Origin of the sequence: Marinobacter sp. LM1 (assembly GCF_042763285.1) — a bacterium.
GTDB classification, from domain to species: domain Bacteria; phylum Pseudomonadota; class Gammaproteobacteria; order Pseudomonadales; family Oleiphilaceae; genus Marinobacter; species Marinobacter nauticus.
The window spans coordinates 1740319-1761714 of record NZ_CP114373.1; the positions used below are offsets into that span (position 1 = coordinate 1740319).

Annotated in this window: 21 protein-coding genes; 12 read left to right on the forward strand and 9 right to left on the reverse strand. The window is 55.9% G+C overall.

Going from position 1 to position 21396, the window contains the following annotated elements:
* The first annotated feature begins 2 nt into the window (after positions 1-2).
* The 6 genes from OZ656_RS08145 (at position 3) to sthA (ending at position 5318) form a co-directional block, all read left to right on the forward strand.
* Complete coding sequence (locus OZ656_RS08145; protein ID WP_008175066.1) at positions 3-668, forward strand: NADH:ubiquinone reductase (Na(+)-transporting) subunit D; 666 nt, start codon at positions 3-5, stop codon at positions 666-668.
* Positions 668-1276, forward strand: coding sequence for an NADH:ubiquinone reductase (Na(+)-transporting) subunit E (gene nqrE, locus OZ656_RS08150; protein ID WP_153740429.1), 609 nt, complete (start codon positions 668-670; stop codon positions 1274-1276). The genes OZ656_RS08145 and nqrE overlap by 1 nt, the downstream gene beginning before the upstream one ends.
* Positions 1277-1313: 37 nt before the next feature.
* A complete protein-coding gene (gene nqrF / locus OZ656_RS08155) occupies positions 1314-2540 on the forward strand; it encodes an NADH:ubiquinone reductase (Na(+)-transporting) subunit F (protein ID WP_011785400.1) in 1227 nt (408 codons plus the stop codon).
* Between the two features lie 9 nt (positions 2541-2549).
* Positions 2550-3599: an FAD:protein FMN transferase gene (locus tag OZ656_RS08160; RefSeq protein WP_011785399.1), complete on the forward strand. Its 1050-nt coding sequence runs from the start codon at positions 2550-2552 to the stop codon at positions 3597-3599.
* A 12-nt stretch (positions 3600-3611) separates the two neighbouring features.
* Positions 3612-3854, forward strand: coding sequence for a (Na+)-NQR maturation NqrM (gene nqrM, locus OZ656_RS08165; RefSeq protein ID WP_014421086.1), 243 nt, complete (start codon positions 3612-3614; stop codon positions 3852-3854).
* Between the two features lie 72 nt (positions 3855-3926).
* Positions 3927-5318 carry a Si-specific NAD(P)(+) transhydrogenase gene (gene sthA / locus OZ656_RS08170; RefSeq protein ID WP_011785397.1) on the forward strand — a complete coding sequence of 464 codons (1392 nt, stop codon included), beginning with the start codon at positions 3927-3929 and terminating at the stop codon, positions 5316-5318.
* Positions 5319-5346: 28 nt separating this feature from the next.
* Here the strand turns inward: sthA and OZ656_RS08175 are convergent, their stop codons facing one another.
* The 5 genes from OZ656_RS08175 to dusA form a co-directional block, all read right to left on the reverse strand.
* A complete protein-coding gene (locus OZ656_RS08175; protein WP_011785396.1) occupies positions 5347-6120 on the reverse strand; it encodes a glycerophosphodiester phosphodiesterase in 774 nt (257 codons plus the stop codon).
* Positions 6117-7244 (reverse strand): 3-deoxy-7-phosphoheptulonate synthase, encoded by a 1128-nt coding sequence (locus OZ656_RS08180; protein WP_278351335.1) that lies wholly within the window; start codon positions 7242-7244, stop codon positions 6117-6119. The genes OZ656_RS08175 and OZ656_RS08180 overlap by 4 nt, the downstream gene beginning before the upstream one ends.
* A 14-nt stretch (positions 7245-7258) precedes the next feature.
* Positions 7259-7708 carry a TerB family tellurite resistance protein gene (locus OZ656_RS08185; RefSeq protein ID WP_011785394.1) on the reverse strand — a complete coding sequence of 150 codons (450 nt, stop codon included), beginning with the start codon at positions 7706-7708 and terminating at the stop codon, positions 7259-7261.
* 26 nt (positions 7709-7734) lie between these two features.
* Entirely contained in the window at positions 7735-8700 is a 966-nt protein-coding gene (gene tal / locus OZ656_RS08190) for a transaldolase (RefSeq protein ID WP_206851475.1), read from the reverse strand.
* 117 nt (positions 8701-8817) lie between these two features.
* The gene (dusA, locus tag OZ656_RS08195; RefSeq protein ID WP_278351336.1) at positions 8818-9831 is read right to left on the reverse strand and encodes a tRNA dihydrouridine(20/20a) synthase DusA; all 1014 of its coding nucleotides are present in this window, start codon (positions 9829-9831) and stop codon (positions 8818-8820) included.
* A gap of 127 nt (positions 9832-9958) precedes the next feature.
* Here dusA and OZ656_RS08200 point away from each other — a divergent pair, with 127 nt between their 5' ends.
* The 3 genes from OZ656_RS08200 to OZ656_RS08210 are packed head-to-tail and all read left to right on the forward strand — an operon-like array spanning position 9959 to position 12089.
* A complete protein-coding gene (locus tag OZ656_RS08200) occupies positions 9959-11491 on the forward strand; it encodes a YdbH domain-containing protein (RefSeq protein ID WP_303292449.1) in 1533 nt (510 codons plus the stop codon).
* Positions 11488-11703, forward strand: a complete 216-nt coding sequence (locus OZ656_RS08205; protein WP_022992281.1) for a YnbE family lipoprotein — start codon at positions 11488-11490, stop codon at positions 11701-11703. The genes OZ656_RS08200 and OZ656_RS08205 overlap by 4 nt, the downstream gene beginning before the upstream one ends.
* A 41-nt stretch (positions 11704-11744) precedes the next feature.
* A complete protein-coding gene (locus OZ656_RS08210; protein WP_114433335.1) occupies positions 11745-12089 on the forward strand; it encodes a YdbL family protein in 345 nt (114 codons plus the stop codon).
* Between the two features lie 3 nt (positions 12090-12092).
* Here OZ656_RS08210 and OZ656_RS08215 read toward each other — a convergent pair whose 3' ends face one another.
* A complete protein-coding gene (locus tag OZ656_RS08215) occupies positions 12093-12725 on the reverse strand; it encodes an HPP family protein (protein WP_278351338.1) in 633 nt (210 codons plus the stop codon).
* A gap of 210 nt (positions 12726-12935) precedes the next feature.
* On the opposite strand from OZ656_RS08215, the gene OZ656_RS08220 reads away from it, so the two are divergent.
* Both OZ656_RS08220 and OZ656_RS08225 read left to right on the forward strand, forming a co-directional pair.
* Positions 12936-13847, forward strand: coding sequence for an ROK family protein (locus OZ656_RS08220; RefSeq protein WP_286895349.1), 912 nt, complete (start codon positions 12936-12938; stop codon positions 13845-13847).
* Between the two features lie 217 nt (positions 13848-14064).
* Positions 14065-17916: a DUF3427 domain-containing protein gene (locus OZ656_RS08225; protein ID WP_286895351.1), complete on the forward strand. Its 3852-nt coding sequence runs from the start codon at positions 14065-14067 to the stop codon at positions 17914-17916.
* On the opposite strand, the gene OZ656_RS08230 is transcribed toward OZ656_RS08225, so the two are convergent.
* The 3 genes from OZ656_RS08230 to OZ656_RS08240 all read right to left on the reverse strand — a co-directional run bounded on the left by OZ656_RS08230 (position 17900) and on the right by OZ656_RS08240 (position 20259).
* Positions 17900-18964 carry a nitronate monooxygenase family protein gene (locus OZ656_RS08230; protein WP_278350941.1) on the reverse strand — a complete coding sequence of 355 codons (1065 nt, stop codon included), beginning with the start codon at positions 18962-18964 and terminating at the stop codon, positions 17900-17902. The genes OZ656_RS08225 and OZ656_RS08230 overlap by 17 nt on opposite strands.
* A 37-nt stretch (positions 18965-19001) precedes the next feature.
* Complete coding sequence (locus OZ656_RS08235; protein ID WP_278350940.1) at positions 19002-19742, reverse strand: hypothetical protein; 741 nt, start codon at positions 19740-19742, stop codon at positions 19002-19004.
* 76 nt (positions 19743-19818) lie between these two features.
* Positions 19819-20259 carry a methylglyoxal synthase gene (locus tag OZ656_RS08240; RefSeq protein ID WP_014421098.1) on the reverse strand — a complete coding sequence of 147 codons (441 nt, stop codon included), beginning with the start codon at positions 20257-20259 and terminating at the stop codon, positions 19819-19821.
* A gap of 207 nt (positions 20260-20466) precedes the next feature.
* Here OZ656_RS08240 and OZ656_RS08245 point away from each other — a divergent pair, with 207 nt between their 5' ends.
* Positions 20467-21282 (forward strand): SDR family oxidoreductase, encoded by an 816-nt coding sequence (locus tag OZ656_RS08245; protein ID WP_278350938.1) that lies wholly within the window; start codon positions 20467-20469, stop codon positions 21280-21282.
* Positions 21283-21396 lie beyond the last annotated feature (114 nt).

Here is a 21396-nt window from a genome sequence, read left to right on the forward strand (position 1 = left end):
TCATGGCAGATGCATCAGCCAAACAGGTTCTCTTCGAACCGATCTTCAGCAATAACCCGATTGCCCTGCAGATCCTGGGCATCTGTTCAGCGCTGGCGGTTACCACCAGCATGAACGTTACACTTGTTATGTGCGCGGCGGTTATTGCCGTTACCGCATTTTCCAACCTGGCCGTGTCCCTGGTACGCACCCAGATTCCGGGCAGTATCCGGATCATCGTGCAGATGACCATTATCGCCTCCCTGGTAATCGTGGTTGACCAGGTGCTCAAGGCCTATGCCTACGAGATTTCCAAGCAGCTCTCAGTGTTCGTTGGTCTGATTATCACCAACTGCATCGTTATGGGCCGCGCGGAAGGCTTTGCCATGAAGAACGGCCCCTGGCTGAGCTTCCTGGACGGCGTTGGTAACGGTCTGGGCTACTCGGTACTCCTGATCTTCGTTGCCTTCTTCCGTGAATTGCTGGGCGCCGGCTCACTGTTCGGTGTCTCCCTGATGCCGGTGGTGAACGAAGGTGGCTGGTACATTCCTAACGGCTTGTTGCTGCTGCCGCCGAGTGCGTTCTTTATTATCGGCCTGGCGATCTGGGGTCTGCGGACCTGGAAGCCGGAGCAGGTTGAAGAGCCGGACTATAAAATGTCTCGCCATGTCGCCAAGGAGGCCTTCTGATGGAGCATTATATCAGCTTGATTCTGAAGGCTGTTTTTGTTGAAAACATGGCGCTGGCCTTCTTCCTGGGGATGTGTACCTTCCTGGCCATCTCCAAGAAGATCGAGGCCGCAACCGGTCTTGGCATTGCCGTGGTGGTCGTGCTGACGGTCACCGTTCCGGTGAACAACCTTCTGTACAACAGCGTTCTGCGCGAAGGCGCCCTGGATTGGGCTGGCCTGCCGAACGTAGACCTGAGCTTTCTCGGATTGCTGACGTATATCGGGGTAATCGCCGCGATCGTACAGATCATGGAAATGGTGCTGGATAAATACATTCCGGCCCTGTACGCGGCGCTGGGTGTGTTCCTGCCGCTGATTACGGTTAACTGCGCCATCCTTGGGGCGTCACTGTTCATGGTTGAGCGTGACTACACCTTTGGCGAGAGTTTGGTGTATGGCTTCGGCGCTGGCGTTGGCTGGGCTCTTGCCATCATTGCTCTGGCGGGTATCCGTGAAAAGCTCAAGTACAGCGATGTTCCGAACGGACTGCGTGGCCTTGGCATCACCTTCATTACCGTTGGTCTGATGTCACTGGGTTTCATGTCGTTCTCAGGCATCTCCCTGTAATTCACCCGGTGATTCGGTTTAACGAAAAGGCGAGACCATGAATACAGAAATTATTCTCGGCGTGGTCATGTTCACCGTTATCGTTCTGGCGCTGGTTGCGGTTATCCTCGCAGCCCGCTCCAAGCTGGTAAGCACCGGTGACGTGACCATTGAGATCAACGACGACCCCGAGCACACGCTCAAGACCGCCGCGGGCGGTAAGCTGCTGGGTACTCTGGCCAACAGCGGCATCTACCTGTCCTCTGCCTGTGGCGGTGGCGGTACCTGTGCCCAGTGCAAGTGCAAGGTTCTGGACGGCGGTGGCGCCATGCTGCCCACGGAAAAGACCCACTTCACCAACCGCGAAGAAAAAGAAGGCTGGCGTCTGTCCTGCCAGGTTCCTGTGAAGCAGGACATGAAGATCGAAGTGCCTGAAGAGTTCTTCGGTGTGAAGAAGTGGGAATGTGAGGTTATCTCCAACCACAACGTGGCCACCTTCATCAAGGAACTGGTACTGAAACTGCCGGAAGGCGAGGAAGTAGACTTCCGCGCCGGCGGTTACGTGCAGCTGGAATGCCCTCCGTACGAAATCAACTTCAAGGATTTCGACATCGAGGAAGAGTTCCACGAGGACTGGGACAAGCACGATATCTGGCGCTACAAGGGCGTGAACAAGGAAGAAACCATCCGGGCCTATTCCATGGCGAACTACCCGGAAGAAAAAGGTCTTCTCAAGTTCAACATCCGTATCGCTACGCCGCCTCCTGGAACTGATCATCCGCCAGGTATCATGTCCACTTACGTGTTCAACCTGAAGCCGGGTGACAAGGTCACCGTCATGGGACCGTTTGGTGAGTTCTTCGCCAAGGATACCGATGCGGAAATGGTGTTTATCGGTGGTGGTGCCGGTATGGCGCCCATGCGCTCCCACATCTTCGACCAGCTCAAGCGCCTGAACTCCAAGCGCAAGATCAGCTTCTGGTACGGTGCGCGTAGCGTACGCGAAATGTTCTACGTGGAAGACTTCGACGGTCTGGCTGCAGAGAACGACAACTTCGAGTGGCACGTGGCGCTTTCAGACCCCCTGCCAACCGATGACTGGAACGGCCCTACGGGCTTTATCCACAACGTGTTGTACGAAAACTATCTGAAGGACCATCCGGCTCCGGAAGACTGTGAGTTCTACATGTGTGGACCCCCAATCATGAACGCGTCTGTGATCAAGATGTTGAAAGATCTTGGTGTAGAAGACGAGAACATCATGCTGGATGACTTCGGAGGTTAATCAGACCGCATGACATCCCGCATGTTTCGACCCGCCAGGGTAGCCGTGGTCAGCGTCTTTATGGCGCTGGCTCTGGCCACCCTGGCGGGTTGTTCGTTTCAGGAAGAAGAAAAAGTCTGGGAGATCTCTGGCGGGATTTTCGGGACGACCTATCACATTAACGTCGTATTGCCAGAAGATGAGCAACGGCTTCAGACTCTGGCCAAGGGCATCGAGAGCACGCTGGATCAGGTGGACAATGCCATGTCGACCTGGAAGCCGGATTCCGAGCTGTCTCAACTGAACAGTCTGCGGGACCAGTCGGAGTGGATTGAGCTTTCGCCGGCATTGTTCGAGGTTATCCGGCGGTCAGTCGAGATTGCTGAACTGACGGGTGGGGCGTTCGACGTGACCATTGGCCCGGTAGTGAATCTCTGGGGGTTTGGGCCCAAGGCGCGGCCTGAACAGATACCCTCCGACGATGAACTGAACACCGTACTTGGTGGCACCGGTTGGGAGCACCTGGAGTTCGATGAATTGGCCAGTGCCATTCGCAGCGAGAAGCCCCAGTACATTGATCTGTCGGGTATTGCCAAGGGCTATGGCGTGGATGCGGTGGCCCGTTACCTCGACAGTGAAGGTGTTGGCGCTTACCTTGTGGAAGTGGGCGGCGAAGTGCGTACCAATGGACGCAAGCCGGACGGTACCGCCTGGCGTCTGGCTATTGAGCAACCGATAGAGCAGGGCCGGGCAGTAAATAGTGTGGTGGCGCTGGATGCTCAGGCCATGGCGACGTCCGGCGATTATCGTAACTATTACGAATCGAACGGCCAGCGGTACTCCCATACAATAGACCCTGAGACGGGAAAGCCGATTGGTCATCGACTGGCATCGGTTACGGTTATTGCAGAAGACTGTATGACGGCAGATGCCTTGGCAACCGGCTTTAATGTGATGGGTTTTGACAAGGCGATGGGCCTGGCAACCCGTGAAAACATTCCCGCATTTTTTATTGTGAGGGGAGACAACGGCTTTGAAACCCATCAAACACCGGCGTTCTCGTCTTACCTTGTCCAGTAAAGGAGGGCAGTAATGGGTACCTTTCTTTTGGTGTTGTTTATTGTGGTGCTGCTGATTGCCGGTATGTCGATCGGTGTGATTTTTGGTCGAAAGCCGATCAGCGGAACCTGCGGTGGTATTGGCGCTCTGGGAATCAGTACTTCCTGTGAGATTTGCGGGGGCAATACCCAGAAATGCGAAGAGAGCCGGAGCGGCTCGGATGAGCCAGTAAAAGCGGAAGACCTGGCATACGATGCCACCAAGGCCGAAAAATAACCGCTCCCGGCCAACAATACATTAATAACTATAGCTACGCTTTCAGAGTGTAGATAAGGAGTCAGTGCGCGCATGGCAGAGCATCATTACGACGTGGTGGTTATTGGCGCCGGTCCTTCGGGAGAAGGGGCGGCAATGAATGCGGCGAAGCACAACAGGCGCGTCGCCATCATTGAAGACAAGCCTACGGTTGGCGGTAACTGCACCCACTGGGGCACCATTCCGTCCAAGGCACTGCGTCACTCGGTCAAGCAGATCATCACCTTCAACACCAACCAGATGTTCCGGGACATTGGTGAACCGCGCTGGTTCTCTTTTCCGCGGGTATTGCAGAACGCCCAGAAGGTGATTGGCAAACAGGTGAAGCTGCGCACTCAGTTCTATTCCCGTAACCGGGTAGACCTTATCAACGGCCGTGCCGCATTTGTCGACAAGCACCGGTTGGAAATCCGTGGCAACAAGTCTGTGGAAACCATCCATTTCAAACAGGCCATCATTGCCACCGGTTCCCGCCCGTACCTGCCGCCCGATGTCGACTTCCGTCATCATCGGATCTACAACTCAGACTCCATTCTGAATCTGTCCCACACCCCGCGTACCCTGATTATCTACGGTGCCGGTGTCATTGGGTCGGAATACGCCTCTATCTTTGCTGGACTGGGTGTGAAGGTAGACCTGATCAACCCGGGCAGTCGCTTGCTGTCGTTCCTGGATGATGAAATTTCCGATGCCCTGAGTTACCACCTGCGTAACAACGGTGTATTGGTTCGCCACAATGAGCAGTATGAATCCGTGAAAGGTGACGATCACGGCGTTGTACTGTCACTGCAATCCGGCAAGAAGATTCGGGCCGATGCCTTCCTGTGGTGTAATGGCCGTAGCGGCAATACCGAGAATCTGGGGCTTGAGAACGTGGGCCTGACACCGAACAGCCGGGGCCAGCTGGCGGTAGACGAGCATTACCGCACGGAAGTCGAGCATATCTATGCTGCCGGCGATGTGATTGGCTGGCCAAGCCTGGCCAGTGCCGCCTACGACCAGGGGCGGGCGGCCTCGTCTGACATTACCCAGGACGAGTATTTCCGCTTTGTGGACGACGTGCCTACCGGCATTTATACCATTCCGGAAATCAGCTCTGTTGGTAAAACCGAGCGCGAACTGACCGAAGCCAAAGTGCCATACGATGTCGGCCAGGCGTTCTTCAAGGATCTGGCGAGGGCGCAGATTACCGGCGAAGCCGTGGGCATGCTGAAGATTCTGTTCCACCGGGAGACCCGGGAAATTCTGGGGATACACTGCTTTGGTGACCAGGCCGCCGAGATTGTTCACATCGGCCAGGCCATCATGAACCAGGAAGGGGAGGCCAATTCCCTGAACTACTTTATCAACACCACCTTCAACTACCCGACCATGGCGGAAGCCTATCGGGTAGCTGCCCTGAACGGCCTGAACCGGATCTTCTGATCAGACCGTTGCCCACCAGAGCCCTGCTTCAGGCGGGCTCTGGTGAGGTTTCCCGTATCGGCAGGTTCAACACCGCCTTGGCCCGGTTGTCGAAAAACATACGAGTGCTGGTGGGGTAATCGGTGATAATACTGTCGACCCCCATCTCTTCCAGAAGCAGCATGTCGTGGATACGGTTAACCGTCCAGGTAGAGACATGCATGTTCCGCCGATGTGCTGTCTCGACCATGCCTTTGGTCAGTATTTTCCAGTTCACACAGAAATATTCGCAGCCCAGCCGGGTGGCCAGGTTCAGTGGCTTGGGAAACTTGCGCTCGGCTACCAGGCCGATGCGTATGTTTTTGTCGCGACGCCGGATTTCTCGCAGAAACCAGGGATCGGACGAAGTGATGGCGGCCGTCTGGTACAAATCCCGGCGCTGGATGATCTCTGTCAGGCGATTGCACAGGATGTTCAGCCTGTGCCGTGCATCCTTTTTCACTTCCAGTTGAAGGTGCTCAATGTCATCAAACTGATCGAGCAGATTCTCCAGCGAGGGAATACCGGTTTTCCGGGACCATGAGCTGGTATTGCGGCGCGCATCCATCTCGGCCAGTTCGGCGGCGGTATACTTGCCGACACTGCCTTTCTGGCCGGTGGTGCGGTCCACGGTCAGATCGTGCACCAGCACAGGAATGCCGTCTTTAGACAGCACCAGATCCAGCTCAAAATGCCGGATACCATGCCGGTGGGCATGGATGAAGCCAGGCATGGTGTTTTCTGGAGCCTCTCCTTTGGCTCCACGGTGACCATAAACGATCATTCTGCTGTAGTTTCCCTGAGGCGTTGGTAGATGGCCTGGCGTTTCTTCCAGGTCTCGTGGCACAGGCGAATATCTTCCAGGTAGGCCGGTAATTCGTTCATCAGAAGCGCCTGAGGGCCGTCTACCAGAGCTTTCTCCGGTTTCGGGTGGAAGTCCACCAGCACCATGTTTGCACCGGCAACGACGCCCTGTGCGGTTGCGTGCATCACATCAAGAATACCATCCGGTGACTGGTCCCGGCTGCCCACGGAGTGGGACGGATCCACACACACCGGCATGCGGGTCAGGCGTTTGACCGCAGGCACATGGGCAAAGTCCACCATATTGCGGTGGGGCAGGCCGGCCTCGGTTTTCATACCGCGTAAACAGAAAATGACGTTGGCGTTGCCCTCGCTGGCCAGATACTCGGCTGCATTCAGGGATTCGTTCAGGGTGATACCGAAACCACGCTTCAGGAGCACCGGGTAGGTGCTCTGCCGGCCAATGGCCTTGAGCAGCTCGAAGTTCTGGGTGTTGCGGGTGCCTACCTGCAACATCACGCCGGTTGGCCGGCCGAGTTTTTCCAGGCAGGTGTCGATTTCCTCGATATGGCTTTCATGGGTGATTTCCATGGCAATCACCTTGATGCCATGCTTGCCTGCTTTCTCGAACACCCAGGGCAGGCAGCCCTTGCCGTGGCCCTGGAAGGAGTAAGGGTTGGTGCGCGGCTTGTAGGCACCCATTCGGGTACATACCTCACCGTTGTCTTCCAGCGCCTGCAGCATCATTTCCACATGCTCGGGTACGTCCACCGCGCAAAGGCCGGCGAAAATGTTCAGGTTGTTCTGGCTGAACTCCACGCCGTTATAAGTAAACCCACTCTGGCGTTGGTCATCCTTGTGGCGCCCAAGAATCCGGTAATCCTCGGAAATCCGGATGGCGCGTTCCACCGCCGGCAGGGCTTCAATTTCTGCTTTTTCCAGGGATTTGGTGTCGCCCAGCAGGTAGATTTCGGTCAGTCGCTGGCTGGCACCCTGAATTTCGTGTACCCGGATGCTGACGCCCGGAAGGTTTTCCAGGTATTCCATGGTCTGGCGATAGGCTTCACTATCGAGCGCGGTGTTGGGGTGAAGAATGGCTAACATGGAATCTCCTTGAATCAGGATGCGGATTCTTCCGCCCGGTGCCGGGCCTGCATGAACTCGCGATGATTAAGATGCAGCAGGTCTGCCATGCGGCGAATAAGGTGTTCCTCGTATTTGTCGATACGGCCGTCGGCAAAGGCAACCCGCCAGATACTCTCCAACAGGGACTGCTTCTGTTGCTGATCCAGATGATCGTTAATCTGCCCGGTAAACTGATACAACGATGTGGCGTCTTCGGCGTGGGCGAGGGCATCGTGCAGGATTTCCTCAGCCTCTTCCCGGGTAATCTGGTGAGCCTTCACCGCACAGTCGACAATGGTCTTCAGTTCCCGCTCATCTTCCTGGTTATCGACCCGTGACAGTTGCACCATCAGGGCGGTGGCTGCCACGGCCAGTTGATGTGTATCCGGCTCGACCGGTTCTGACTCGGCAACGGAAAACAGTTTCTTCAGGCGTTCGATCATGGTCAGTTACTTCGTTTCAACAAATGTCAGGCCGCCTGCGCGAGCTGGCGAACCCGGTGCTCCAGTTCGATCTGGTCTGCCGCAAAACGGCGAATGCCATCAGCCAGCTTTTCGGTGGCCATGGCGTCTTCGTTGGATTCCCAGCGGAACTGCTTCTCGTTAATCTGGCCCGGCTTGTCGTGCGAGGAGGCCGTCTCCGGGTTGAGTTTCCTGGCCAGAGTGCCCTGATCATCCTTCAACTCCTGCAGCAGTGCCGGACTGATGGTGAGCCGGTCGCAGCCGGCCAGCATTTCGATTTCGCCGGTGTTGCGGAAGCTGGCACCCATTACCACCGTGTTGAAGCCATTGGCCTTGTAGTAATTGTAGATGCGTGAAACCGAAAGTACGCCAGGATCTTCCTCGGCCGGATAGCTGTCGCGCCCGGAGCTGGCCAGGTGCCAGTCGAGGATACGGCCAACGAACGGTGAAATCAGATGGGCGCCGGCCTGGGCGCACGCCACTGCCTGCACAAAAGAAAAGAGCAGCGTCAGGTTGCAGCGGATGCCCTCCTTCTCAAGCTGCTCTGCTGCACGGATACCCTCCCAGGTGGAGGCGATCTTGATCAAAACACGGTTAGTGTCCACGCCCTGGCGGTCGTAAAAGTCCACCAGGCGGCGGGCACGTTCCAGAGTGGCAGAGGTGTCGAAGGACAACCGGGCATCTACCTCGGTGGAGACCACGCCCGGAATCAGCCCGAGAATTTCCTTGCCAGCCAGCACTGCCAACATGTCGGTTGCGACCGTCAGCTGTTCGGCATCCGAGCCACCATGTTGTGCAGCATGGGCCACGGCCTTTTCCAGCATGGGCCGATATGCCTCAGAGGCCGCGGCCTTCAGCAACAGAGAAGGGTTGGTGGTGGCGTCTTCCGGGCGCCAATGCCGGATGGCATCGATATCGCCGGTGTCGGCCACAACCGTGGTCATGGTTTTAAGCTGTTCGAGTTTGCTGTTCATTCGTCCTGTCATCCCGATGGTTCGGTGTTATTCGGGCACTCATCCACAGTGCCCTTTTAACTCCTACAATAACGGCAGCTTACGACAGTAACAAGACAACAAAAGGTATGGTGGCGATCAGGTTTCCAAACTGGGTTCCGGTTCTCTGACTTTCGCCAGCGCCTGTTCGACCACTTCCAGCCCCGAGCCGGGTTTGTTGGCATTCTCACTCAGATGACGGCGGAACTGCCGTCCCCCCGGCTGCCCCAGGAACAGGCCCATGATATGGCGGGTAATGTGGGTGAGGTACACGCCCCGGTCCAGTTCCTGCTGAATGAACGGGAACATGGCCCGGAGGGCCACATGGCGGCTGGTAACGGCCGGTGGCTCGCCAAATAGTTCAGTGTCTACCTCGGCCAGCAACCAGGGATTGTGGTAGGCCTCTCGCCCCAGCATCACGCCATCGGTGTGGGCCAGATGCTCATGGCAGTCCTCGAAGGTTTTGATGCCGCCATTGATGATAATCTCCAGGTGCGGATAGGCCTGTTTCAGGCGATACACCCAGTCGTATTTGAGCGGCGGAATGTCCCGGTTTTCCTTCGGGCTCAAGCCTTCAAGAACGGCAATACGGGCATGCACAATGAATGTCTTGCAGCCGGCTGCGGCCACGGTTTCAATAAACTCGCACAGCTCGTCCCAGGATTCCCGGCCGTTGATACCAATGCGGTGCTTTACCGTAACCGGAAGGTCGGTGGCCTCAATCATTGCGGCCACGCCCTCTGCTACCTTGTCTGGATGGCCCATCAGACAGGCGCCGATCATGTTGTTCTGCACCCGGTCGCTGGGGCAACCCACGTTCAGGTTAACCTCGCTGAACCCGAACTGTTGCGCCAGCCGCGCGCAATGGGCCAACTCGTTAGCGTCGCTGCCGCCGAGCTGAAGCGCCAGCGGATACTCTGAAACATCGTGGCGCAGAAAGCGCTCGGTATCGCCATGGATGAGCGCACCTGTGGTGACCATTTCTGTATAAAGCAGCGCCCGCTTGCTGAGGATGCGGGCCAGGTAACGAAAGTGCGGGGTGGTCCAGTCCATCATGGGAGCGACGCAGAAGCGACGGGACAGGGCCTTGGTGGTGGCTTGTTCAGAAGTCATCGTATTCCGGATACAGAAAAATTCGGAGTGGAGTCTAACACGAAATATGATCAGCCCTGCCTCCGTAGTATCCTAAATCCGGCTCTCTATACCTGCATGGAGTAATCCAATTTATCGGAACGACTGGATGATACTGCCACCGCCAAGATCCCCAGCCAGCTTCTTTCGGGCCCTCTGGTTCTGTTTGGTTGCTGTGGTGGCTGGTGCCCTGACACTCTCTCAGGCAAATGCCACGCCATGGACGTTCTCGCTCCAGCAAGGTCGGATGGACCTGGCGCTGCCTGACTATGAAATCGCCGGCTGGAAAGCGACGGGCATTCACGCAGATATCGTCAATTCCGTTGAAGCAAGTAACAAGCAGGTCGGCGTTACCTTCCGCCCGGGGTCCCGGCTGACAATAGCCCGCATTGCCCGGCAATCCGGAAGCACCCCCGCAGAGTTAATTGATGTTCAGCTGGATCTCGCGGATACCGAGGTAACCGTTGATCTCGGCGCCCCGGGTGCTATGCCGGAACGCACCCGCATCTCCGGAAATGTGCGCATCGACGTAGCGGAAGTCCGCCACCCGAGCCTGAAGCCCCAACGCCGGTGGTTTGAGGGAGAGGTGAGCGGAACGCTGGCAGATCTGGAGCTGGCGGGAAAACTGAATGCCAGCTCCGGCCTGATAGCCAATCTCGTCTTGCGTAACCGGTCGGCGAGCGACTTCACTGCCGACATCCGCACGACCATGGCTGCGCAGAACGCAGGAGAGGCGCTTGCGGCCACCCTCTTGAACTGGCCGGAATTGCTTTCCCTGGACAGCGGTGAACTAACACTTCAGGCAAATCTCTGGGTGGAGCCAAATGAACCGCTGGCGGTGGATGCCCGGCTAGACCTCTCTGATGTTTCCGGGGTAATGGACCGTACGGCGCTCACCAACCTGAGTGGGCGCCTGTTGTTTGCCCTGGAAGCGGACACATTAACCGCCGCCCTGCGAGACATCCGGATAGGCGAAGTCGATTCCGGAATCGGCATTGGGCCGATTCAGCTCCTGGCGGATTACGAAGCGAACCTGGCTGCGCCGCTCAGGGGGCAGCTTGCCGTTCAGCAGGCGACAGCCGAGTTTCTGGGTGGCCGGCTTCGCGTAGCGCCGCGCACTGTCGATCTCTCGAATCGTCCCTGGCAGGTTCCCATTGATGTCTACGATCTTTCGCTGGAGCGACTGCTGCAGGCGTATCCGGCAGAGGGCTTCTCAGGCACTGGCACCTTGACAGGCCGCATTCCGGTAGCGGTGACCGACGCTGGTGTGCGAGTAGACGAGGGCGCACTAAGGGCGGTATCGCCCGGTGGCAAACTCATCATGCCGGCCGAGCGACTGCAGGCCATGTTGGGCAGCAGCGATGCCATGGATCTGGTGGTGCAAGCTTTGCAAAACTTTCACTATTCGGTGCTGGAGAGCACGATAGACTACGATGAAGAGGGAAAATTGGCGCTCGGTCTGAGGCTGGAAGGTGAGAATCCGGATCTTCGTGGCGGGCAGCCGGTTGTGCTCAACATCAATCTTGAAGAGGATATCCCCGCCCTGTTAACCAGCCTTCAGCTGAGTGGCAGAGTGAACGAAGCCGTGACCGAAAGGGTTCGGGAGCGGGTACAACAATCCGGGCAGGAGGCAGTGCCATGACAAATCTATGGCGTTGGTGCCGGCCATTGGCGGCCAGAACATTGCTGGTTTTAATGTTGCCGCTGGCGCTATTTGCGTGCACACCCACTGTGCAGATGGCGGCACCAAAAGAACCGATTACCGTCAACCTGAACGTAAAGATTCAGCACGAGATCTACGTGAAGGTGGACAAAGAAGTAGACGAGCTGTTCAGCGAACAGGGGCTGTTCTGAGTAACACCGGACAATGCCAACGGCTGACCAAGGGGTTGAATATGAAACGATTGATACAACTGGGCGCCTTTGTGTTGGCGCTCGCCATAGCAATACCGGCGCTGGCCATGGGGCTGGAAGAAGCGAAACAGAAACTGGACACGGCTAAACAGCAGGGCCTGGTGGGGGAAACGCCAACCGGCTACCTGGACGTGGTGCGTGCAGAAGGCGATGCCCAGGCTGTGGTGAAAGCCATTAACCAGGCCCGCCGGGATGAATACACCCGCATTGCTGAAAAACACGACATTCCGGTGACACAGGTTGAGACCGTGGCCGGTCAGAAAGCCATTGAAAAAACGCCCGCAGGCCAGTTTGTGTTGATCAACGGCAAATGGGTGAAGAAGTAAGTCTCAATCGGCCGCTGGGGCCTGCTGCCGAATGGGAGCGGAACCCGTGCTGGCCGACCAGAGCGGATAGGGAATACCTGCCAGCCGGTTCATCACAAAGGCATGGGCCAACAGCAACGCCACTCCCGCCATAAGCACGGGCAACTGCGCCGGATTGGGCATCAGGCCCAGGGAAACGATCAGTGCGGTGGCACCGGCCGGAGGGTGAGCCACCCGAAACACCACCATCAGGCAGCTGGTAAGCCCCAGCGATAACGCCGCCGCCCCCACCCTGGGCAGATCAACACCGGTCATGAATGCCGACGCCTGCCCCTGCAGCCCGAACATGTACAGAGCCAGCAAGCCCATCAGGGCGCCAATCAGGTGCCCGCAAAGTGTATTTCTGGGAGACGCCGGTTGCGCCATGGGCACATAGAACAGAATAAAAGCGGTGGCACCGAGGGAGGGGAAAATGAAAGCCTCCTGCGTAACCAGCGCCACAAACGACACCAAAGCAATACTGAACCCGCCATTAACCAGGTTGAACACCGCCATCACCGTGGTACGGCTGTACTTGCTCGCCAGGCGCTCCAGGTGCAGCGCCTGAACCAGGCCTTTGGCCAGCTGCCAGCGGAGTTGTTCGTTCCTGCGTCCCATACTGCCTGTTCATGCCCTGATTTGGTGCGTTAAAGGGTGCGGGATGATAAGCACTGACGAATATCAAGGCAAACAGGGATTTTCGATAATGGTTAAGAGCTTTATGAATAACCTGAGCTTTTGTCAGAAAGAAGACGCATAAAAATACCGGGTTCCCTTTCCGCTCATAACACCGTATTTTCTGGGAAACCGTTGAACAAAGAGTGCGGCATGGGAAGCAATTGGCTGATAGGCATTGATCTGGGTGGCACCAAAACCGAAGTCATCCTGATCGACCGGCATAGCCAGGAGCATTTTCGCCAACGGGTACCAACCAGCGTCGGCAACTATCAAGCCACCCTGCAAACCATCCACGCCCTGGTACAAAAGGCCGAAGCCCACGCCGGCACCACCGGAATACCCGTGGGCATAGGCATACCCGGCAGCGTTTCGGGCAAAACCGGCCGCATTAAAAACGCCAACTCCACCTGGCTGAACGGCCAGCCCATGCAGCAACACCTTCGTGAACTCCTGCAACGGCCCGTAACCCTGACCAACGATGCTAACTGCCTGGCGCTTTCCGAAGCCACAGACGGAGCAGGGCGCAACCACCACACGGTATTCGCCGCCATACTAGGCACGGGCTGTGGCGCAGGCATCACCGTGAACGGCCAGCTGCTGACCGGCCCCAACGGCGTAGCCGGCGAATGGGGCCATAACCCGTTACCCTGGACACCGGAAGCTGAACTGCAACAGCGCCCCTGCTTTTGTGGCCGGTATGGCTGCAACGAAACCTTTCTTTCCGGAACCGGGTTGTCACTCACTCACAAACTGCACACGGGACAGCAACTGCCCGCCCACACCATTGTTGCAAACGCACGAAATAGCGACCCGCAAGCCACCGAAACCCTGCAGCAATACCTGGAGCACCTGGCCCGAGGCCTGGCCGCCGTTATCAACGTGCTGGACCCGGACATCGTCGTGCTGGGTGGCGGCATGAGTAATGCGGAACAGATATATCGGGAACTGCCGGGAAGGCTTTCGAGCTATGTGTTTGGGGGTGAGTGTGATACGTCGATTGTGAAAGCCGCCCATGGAGACTCCAGTGGGGTGCGCGGAGCCGCTTGGTTGGCAACTATCTGAATCCAAAGGTAAAGCGCCGCCATACGACACAAACTGTTACTCCGTCGCCCGCACTGAGTGTAAGAACGTTGCCACCAGCGGGCAGGTTGCGGTCTGAGCAAACTAGGCGAAACTGCGGGAGCTCGAGTGGCTGCCTTAGGCGGCTGGACAAAAAGTCGGTCGCTGGTAACCTGGTAGAAAAGAATTGGGCGCGAAATAGTAGCAAGGAAACCACCGAATGTCAGACACGCTGGGCTATTACAATGCCAATGCCGAAGCGTTTGTGGATTCAACTCTGGATGTATCTATGGATGACATTTATCGCGTCTTCCTCCCTCATGTGGCCGACGGTGGCCACATACTTGATGCGGGTTGTGGCTCTGGCCGAGATGCTTTGTATTTTCACGGTCATGGATACCGGGTTACCGCCTTTGATGCATCGCAGGCAATCACCGCGCTTGCTCGTCAGAAAACTGGGCTTCCGGTTGAGCATCGGTCGTTTCTGGATGTTGAAGAACTGCATGCCTACGACGGAATATGGGCCTGTGCCAGTTTGCTACATCTTCCCGCAAGTGAAGTTCCGAGCGCTTTAACTCGCCTTTGGTCTGCTTTAAAACCCGGAGGCACGTTGTATGCCAGCTTTAAGCTTGGCGAAGGCGAACGCCAAAGTGGCGGGCGGCATTTTACGGATGCAAACGAAGAGTTGGCTGCGCAATGGTTTGAAGCCGTCGAGAAGGATGTCCAATTAACTTTCTGGCGGACTCTCGATCAGCGGCCCGAGCGTGATGAGCAATGGCTAAACATGCTTGCTCATAAAGCACCAGCAGCACATGACAGGCTGACTATCGGAGGCAGACAGCATCATTTCTTGCCGAAACTGTGCCATGCGATACGTTCAGCTGGCCAAGTAGATATGGCTGTCGCATTTGTGAAAACGACGGGCTTGAATTTGTTGCTTCCGGATCTTCTGGATGTGATTCACAAAGACAGGGAGCCTGCCCCAGCACGGGTGAGAATACTAACCAGTGATTACCTCGATATCACTGATCCGGAAGCATTGCGCAAGCTATCCCTGCTGCAAGATCACGGTGCACAAGTTGCCGTCTACGAGAGCAAAGGAAGTAGTTTTCATATGAAAGCCTACCTCTTTGCGGGGCATGGTGGTTCTCGTCACCATTGGGGAAGGGCGTTTATTGGTTCTAGTAATATCAGTCGGCAAGCGCTTCAGGATGGACTGGAGTGGAACTATCAAATCGATTATCCACCAGAAACCGGCTATCTGGAGGCTGTAAACCGTTTTGAAGAACTTTTCCGGCATCCCAATGTCGTTCCGCTAACAGATCATTGGATCGACGAGTATGCTAAAAGGCGCGTTCCCCCACCTCAGCCAGTAGCGCCTGGTAGTACTGAGCAGGAAGCCCCACCAACACCTAATGAAGTGCAAAAGGCTGCGTTAAAGGCTCTGGACGAGACCAGGGGCGAGGGATATAAGCGAGGCCTGGTTGTTTTGGCTACCGGCCTTGGTAAAACGTGGTTGTCAGCCTTTGATGCCAAGCAGTTGGGTGCGCGGCGAATTCTGTTTGTGGCGCATCGAGAGGAAATTCTGTACCAGGCCGCCGAGACTTTTGTCCGAATAAAACCAGATAGTCGCGTTGGTTTTTATATGGGCAAGCAGCGGGATCATTCTGTCGATATCCTCTGCGCGTCCATACAAACGCTAGGCAAAGAGTCCCACCTTGAGCGGTTTGCTCCTCAGCATTTTGATTACATTGTGGTTGATGAATTTCATCACGCAGCCGCACCGACATACCACCGGCTCCTAAAGTATTTTGCGCCACAGTTTTTATTGGGGCTGACAGCCACACCTGACCGAACGGACCGGTCTGACATTCTGTCACTTTGTGACGACAATCTGGTTTATGAATACCCGTTATTCGATGGCGTAAGGGGCGACTTCCTTGTCCCATTCCATTACTACGGCATTTACGACGAAACCGTGGAGTATCAGGAAATTCCCTGGCGCAACGGGAAGTTCGATCCTGATTTACTCGCCCATAAACTCGCTACTATGGGGCGTGCGCGCCATGCGTTGCGGGTCTGGAATCAACATAAACAAATCCGCACATTGGCCTTCTGTGTGTCCCGCGCACATGCGGATTTTATGGCTCGGTATTTCCAAAAGAACAAGATTAGAGCCGTTGCCGTTCATGGTGATTCAGAAATGTCCCGAGGTGAAGCACTCGAGTTGCTGGAGTCGGGTGATCTCGATGTTATTTTCTCCGTGGACCTGTTTAACGAAGGTGTGGACCTTCCCGCGATTGATACGGTTTTGTTGCTCCGGCCAACCGAATCGAAGGTTTTATTTCTTCAGCAGATCGGCCGAGGTCTGCGTAAGAGCAATGGTAAAGAGCGGCTTGTGATTCTCGATTTTGTCGGGAACCACCAAAGCTTCCTTCACAAGCCCCAAGCCCTTATGGGGCAGTCGATGAACCAGCGTCAGCTTGCTGATTTTGCGAGAAAAGCAGAGCAAAATCGGCTGGAATTGCCCGATGGCTGCTTCGTTAATTATGATCTGGAAGTGATTGAGTTCCTGAAAGGGCTGGATCAGAAGGGGACAGAGAAGGACTATCAGGCGCTCAAAGACACGCTGGGGCGCAGGCCAACGCTTACTGAGTACTATCATTTTGGGGCTAATATTAGCCAGATGCGAAAGCAGTATGGGAGTTGGTTTGGTCTGCTGAGCGCTATTGGTGACGCCTCGGAAGCTGAAAATGAGTTGCTGGCTAAACATAGTGATTTTTTCGTAGAGGTCGAGAAAACCTCCCTGAATAAATCATTCAAAATAATATTGCTTGAGGCATTTCAGACAACTGGTGGCTGGACTGGTGGTGTCGAGTTTCCCAAACTTGCGGATGAGTCGTGGAAAATAATGGCTCGCCGGCCTCGATTATTTGCGGAAATTCACGATTCTGTCCGTCATTTGGATGGTGTAGCGCCTGAATGGCAGAATTATTGGAGAGAGAATCCCGCTAAATATTGGACGAACAAGTCGCCCGCTTTTTTTGTTTTGGAAAACGGACGATTTGAGTCAACAGTCACTGTTGATACGTTTGGATTAGGGATTTTTGAGTCAATGGTCCAGGAACTCATCGACTTCAGGCTAGCCCAATACTTGACTAGGTCCGAGACTGTTCCGGCGACCGAAGTGCAGAATAACGTAGTGGCGATGTCGTCGGAGGGTACAGAACTCCCTTTCTTTCCAACTCTTAAAATTGCCTGCGGCCACTTCAGAAACAGCAGAGTTGATGCGATTGAAGACGTGGAATACCGGTCTCTGGGTAACGGCTACGGGCGATTAAACCCGGAGAAGCATTTCATTGCGAAAGCCTCAGGTAATTCCATGAACGGTGGCAAGAATCCTATCCACGATGGCGATTACCTACTTCTCGAACAGATCAGCTCTGGCGCTGCAGGGAAAATCTCTGATGCCACGTTAGCGATCGAAAGATTGGATGAGGCTGGCGATACCCAATATTTGCTCCGAACTGTTCGGAAGTCCGCTGAGGGTGAATATATTCTGGAAGCTGCGAATCCAGCCTACGAGGATATTGTTCTCACCCCGGAATTAGTAGAGCAGTTTAGGACCTTCGCCCGGTTGAAAGAGGTTATCTCGCCGCTGGAAATGGCTCGCGGACAGGAATTGCTGCGAGAAGACATACCAGCTCTTTTCGGTGCGGAATTTAACCCAGGGAACTGGCAGAGTGGTCATGTGTTTTTGAAAGAGGCAGGGGCCCATGTTCTTTTAGTAACACTTAATAAGCAGGGCAAAGCAAGTCAGCACCGCTATATCGATCATTGGGTCGACGAAACTACCTTTCATTGGCAAAGCCAGAATTCAACGACGCCAGAGAGCAAGCGTGGTAGAGAGCTGATTCACCATCAGAAGCTTGGACTGTCAGTGCATCTGTTCGTTCGTGAAAATAAGCTTCGTAATGGCAAATCGGCTCCGTTTACATACTACGGTCCAGTCGCATACAAAAGTCACACGGGTAGTGCTCCGATGAGTGTTCTTTTTAGTTTGCTGGTTTAGGAGTTAAAACACTCACCAACTCCCCCGCTGAAACCTCCCTGCACCCACTCACATTCTGCCCACTCCACAACGGTGAAAAATCGCCGGAGCCCGCAGCTTCAGCCGCTGCCCTGAGTGGTGCGATGGCGTTGGTTGCCAGTGGAAATGCCGGTGCGAGCTCTGATATTGGCCCGAGTTCTCGCATTATCCGGTTAACAATGCCCCGTGCAGGGCCTCCGGAAAACAGGTTTGTCAGGGCGGTATGCCTGGCCTGCGGGCTTTTGAGTGCCTGCCGGTGCAGGGGGCGGGTGGTTGCCTCGGGGCATAGCATAAACGCCGTGCCAATTTGTGCTGCAACTGCGCCAAGCTTCAACGCGGCCTGCACACCCTCTGCGGTTGCAATGCCTCCGGCAGCGATAACGGGAATGTTCACGGCGTCCACAATCTGAGGCAACAGGGCGAAGGTGCCCATTTGTGTGGTCATGTCCTTCGTAAGAAAAATCCCTCGATGACCGCCCGCTTCCAGCCCTTGGGCGATAATTGCGTCTGCGCCGTGTTGTTCCAGCCAGATGGCTTCCTCCACAGTCGTGGCGGTAGAGAATATCTTTGCCCCGGCTTGCCGGACTCTATCCAGCAATGCCGGTTCTGGTAGCCCGAAATGGAAGCTCACCACTGCCGGGCGGGAGGCTTCAACAATAGCTGCGGATTCTTCGTTGAAAGGCATGCGGCCGGGGCCGTTGCTGATGGTGGCTGGATCTATCTCGAATTCTTGGTAATAGGGCGCCAGTGCCTGCCTCCATCCGGCCTCCTGCGAGTAATTCGGGGCGGGCGGTGTATGGGCGAAAAAATTGAGGTTATAGGGGCCACCCTGGGTGGCTTCATTCAGTGCCTGAAGTTCTGTTTTCAGTGCATCGGGGCCGAGCATGGCGCAGGGCAGAGAACCGAGGCCGCCGGCGTTGGTAACCGCGGCGGCCAGGCGGTAATCCTGAACGCCAGCCATGGGGGCCTGGATGATGGGTTTTTCTACGTGCAGTATGTCCAACAGTGGATGCGGCCAAGATCGGGGCATAATGTGGGATCCTTAAAGGCGGTTTTCCGATGCTGAGTCACCTTTTGCTGTGTTGATGTCGACGGAGGGACTCCAGTACTTCGGCTTTGATTCCTTCGCGTTCAAGTTGTTCGAGCACCTTGGCGAGTTGATCAGCGAGCACAGCATGTCGCTGGTTAAGGTAGTGGTAGAACGTAAAAGTCGTCACGGGCTTTCGGATCGGCTTTAGCCGATGCCAATGTTCGTTTGTCAGCGGTGATATGCCCTCAACATCCGAGACGAAAGCCACGTCAACTCTCCCTAGCTCCAGAAGGGAGCGGACCTGATCGTAATCGTCTGCAAGGATAGGCTCCATGCCGAGCTCTCTGGCTTTGTCCTCGGCGATGATGGCCCCCCGGAGTACAGATACCCGAAGAGGTTGATTTTTGGGAGAGTGTGGCAGGTCGTGGGTTTCTGTCTCCCGGACAACGGCCAGAAGCTTGCCCTGGAGAAGAGGGAACTCAACCCTCACGAGGTTGGGGTAATTCGATGCGACGGCATCAACCCGGTAGAGGTCGCCATCCAGGCCGCCATTGTCGGCCAGCAGAAGAGCGCGTTTGGTGGGCACCTCCATCACGGAGACACCGACACCCAAACGTTGGTAGGCGATTTCCAGGATTTGCCTTGCGGCTGTTGCGCTGGGCACACCCTCAATGGTTGCCAGTCTGACTTCTGCCGGCAACCCGTTGGCCGTCGTATGGGGCGCAACGAATGCCAGAGAGGCAAGCACTGCGATCAGTAATCGGCGTATTGCTTCCATAGTCTTTCCCCTCGGCTCCTTTCAAGGGTGTCCCTACATGTTAGTTCCGATCTGGACGTCTGGCTGTTTTTTTCGGTTACTGAACTTTGCGACCAGTGTATTCCGAGAAGTCCGGCTTCTGTGGCTGGTGCTGGTCGTCGGTCATATAGGCAGAGGTCAGCACGAACTCTGCGGTGGCCCGGTTGCAGGCAACGGGGATGTTCCAGAGTGCGGCTATGCGCAGCAGGGCCTTGATGTCAGGGTCGTGGGGCTGAGGTTCGAGAGGGTCCCAGAAGAATACCAGCAGGTCGATTTCACCTTCAGCAATCTTGGCGCCGATCTGTTGGTCGCCCCCCAAAGGCCCGCTCAGCAGACAGTTGAGATCGGTTCGTCCGAGGCTTTCACTCAGTAGCCGGCCAGTGGTGCCGGTGGCGTACAAGCGCAACGGGGCAAGGCGGGTGCGGTTCTCGTTCGCCCAGTCCACCAGTTCCTTCTTCTTGTTGTCGTGTGCCACCAGGGCAACGGATTTTACGGCCATGTTGCGTCCTTAATCTGTGTGGTTCCGTCAAAAGGGGCAGAGTGTTTCATAAACGCGTGGCCCGGGAAATAGGACGATGGCGGCATCACACCGGCACCGGCTACGTCAATAGCCAAACACGGGGCATTGGCCGGCATTGAAGGCATGGAGGATTATGCTGGCCGGGGGTACGCTGGCGGGATAACAAGGATTTGCGGAGCGTGTGGTATGGCGGGTGGTAATGTACAGAAGAAGTCTGCGAGGAAGGTATACATCACCGGTGGTGCCAGCGGAATTGGCTTTGAACTGGCGCGGTCTTATCTGCGTTCAGGGGCAGAGGTTACCCTGTTTGATATCCAGCCCATGGAATCCGCTGTGGAGATGTTGGCAGCCATAGCGGGGCCGGCATCCATTCGAACATTCGCCATGGATGTGACCAAACCGGGCGGAGTGAGAGAGGCCTTTGCCTCCGCGGCGGAGTCTTCACCGCCAGATCTGGTCATTCACTGCGCGGGAATTGCCATTGCGGCCGATTTCGAGGCCATAGACGACGATGCCTATGCCCGGGTGATCAACATCAACCTGGTCGGTACGCGCAATGTGGTGGCCGGTGTCCTGCCCCATTTGAAAGCAGGTTCGCAGCTGGTTCTGGTTGCATCCATGGCCGGATTGGTGGGGTGTTATGGCTACGCGGCTTATTGTGCTTCCAAATACGGAGTGGTGGGGTTAGCTGAGGTGTTGCGCATCGAGCTGGCAACGCGGGGCATTGATGTCTCTGTGGTGTGCCCTCCGGAAGTGGAAACGCCGATGGTAGAGGCGGAGCGCTTGAATCGCCCCAGGCAAACCGAAGCGCTGAAGTTGATGGCCGGCACCTTGCCTTTGAATGATGCCGTGGCGCAGATCCGCAAAGGTATCGATCGCCGCCGGTTTATGATTATCCCGGGTTGGCGGGCCAGGGGGCTTTGGTTCACCAACAAGCTGCTCCCGGGTTACTGGACGCGAACGCTGGCCGACTATCTTGTCAGCAGGTCGTCGCATTCGTAGGTTGTTGATGCAGGTGATCATTTTTTAGCCGTTTGATGTATGACCTTTGTCAAGCCCATGGTACCCATGGTACCCTAGGCACCTTCTTTCTTTGCTGCCTGTTTGGCTTGTTGG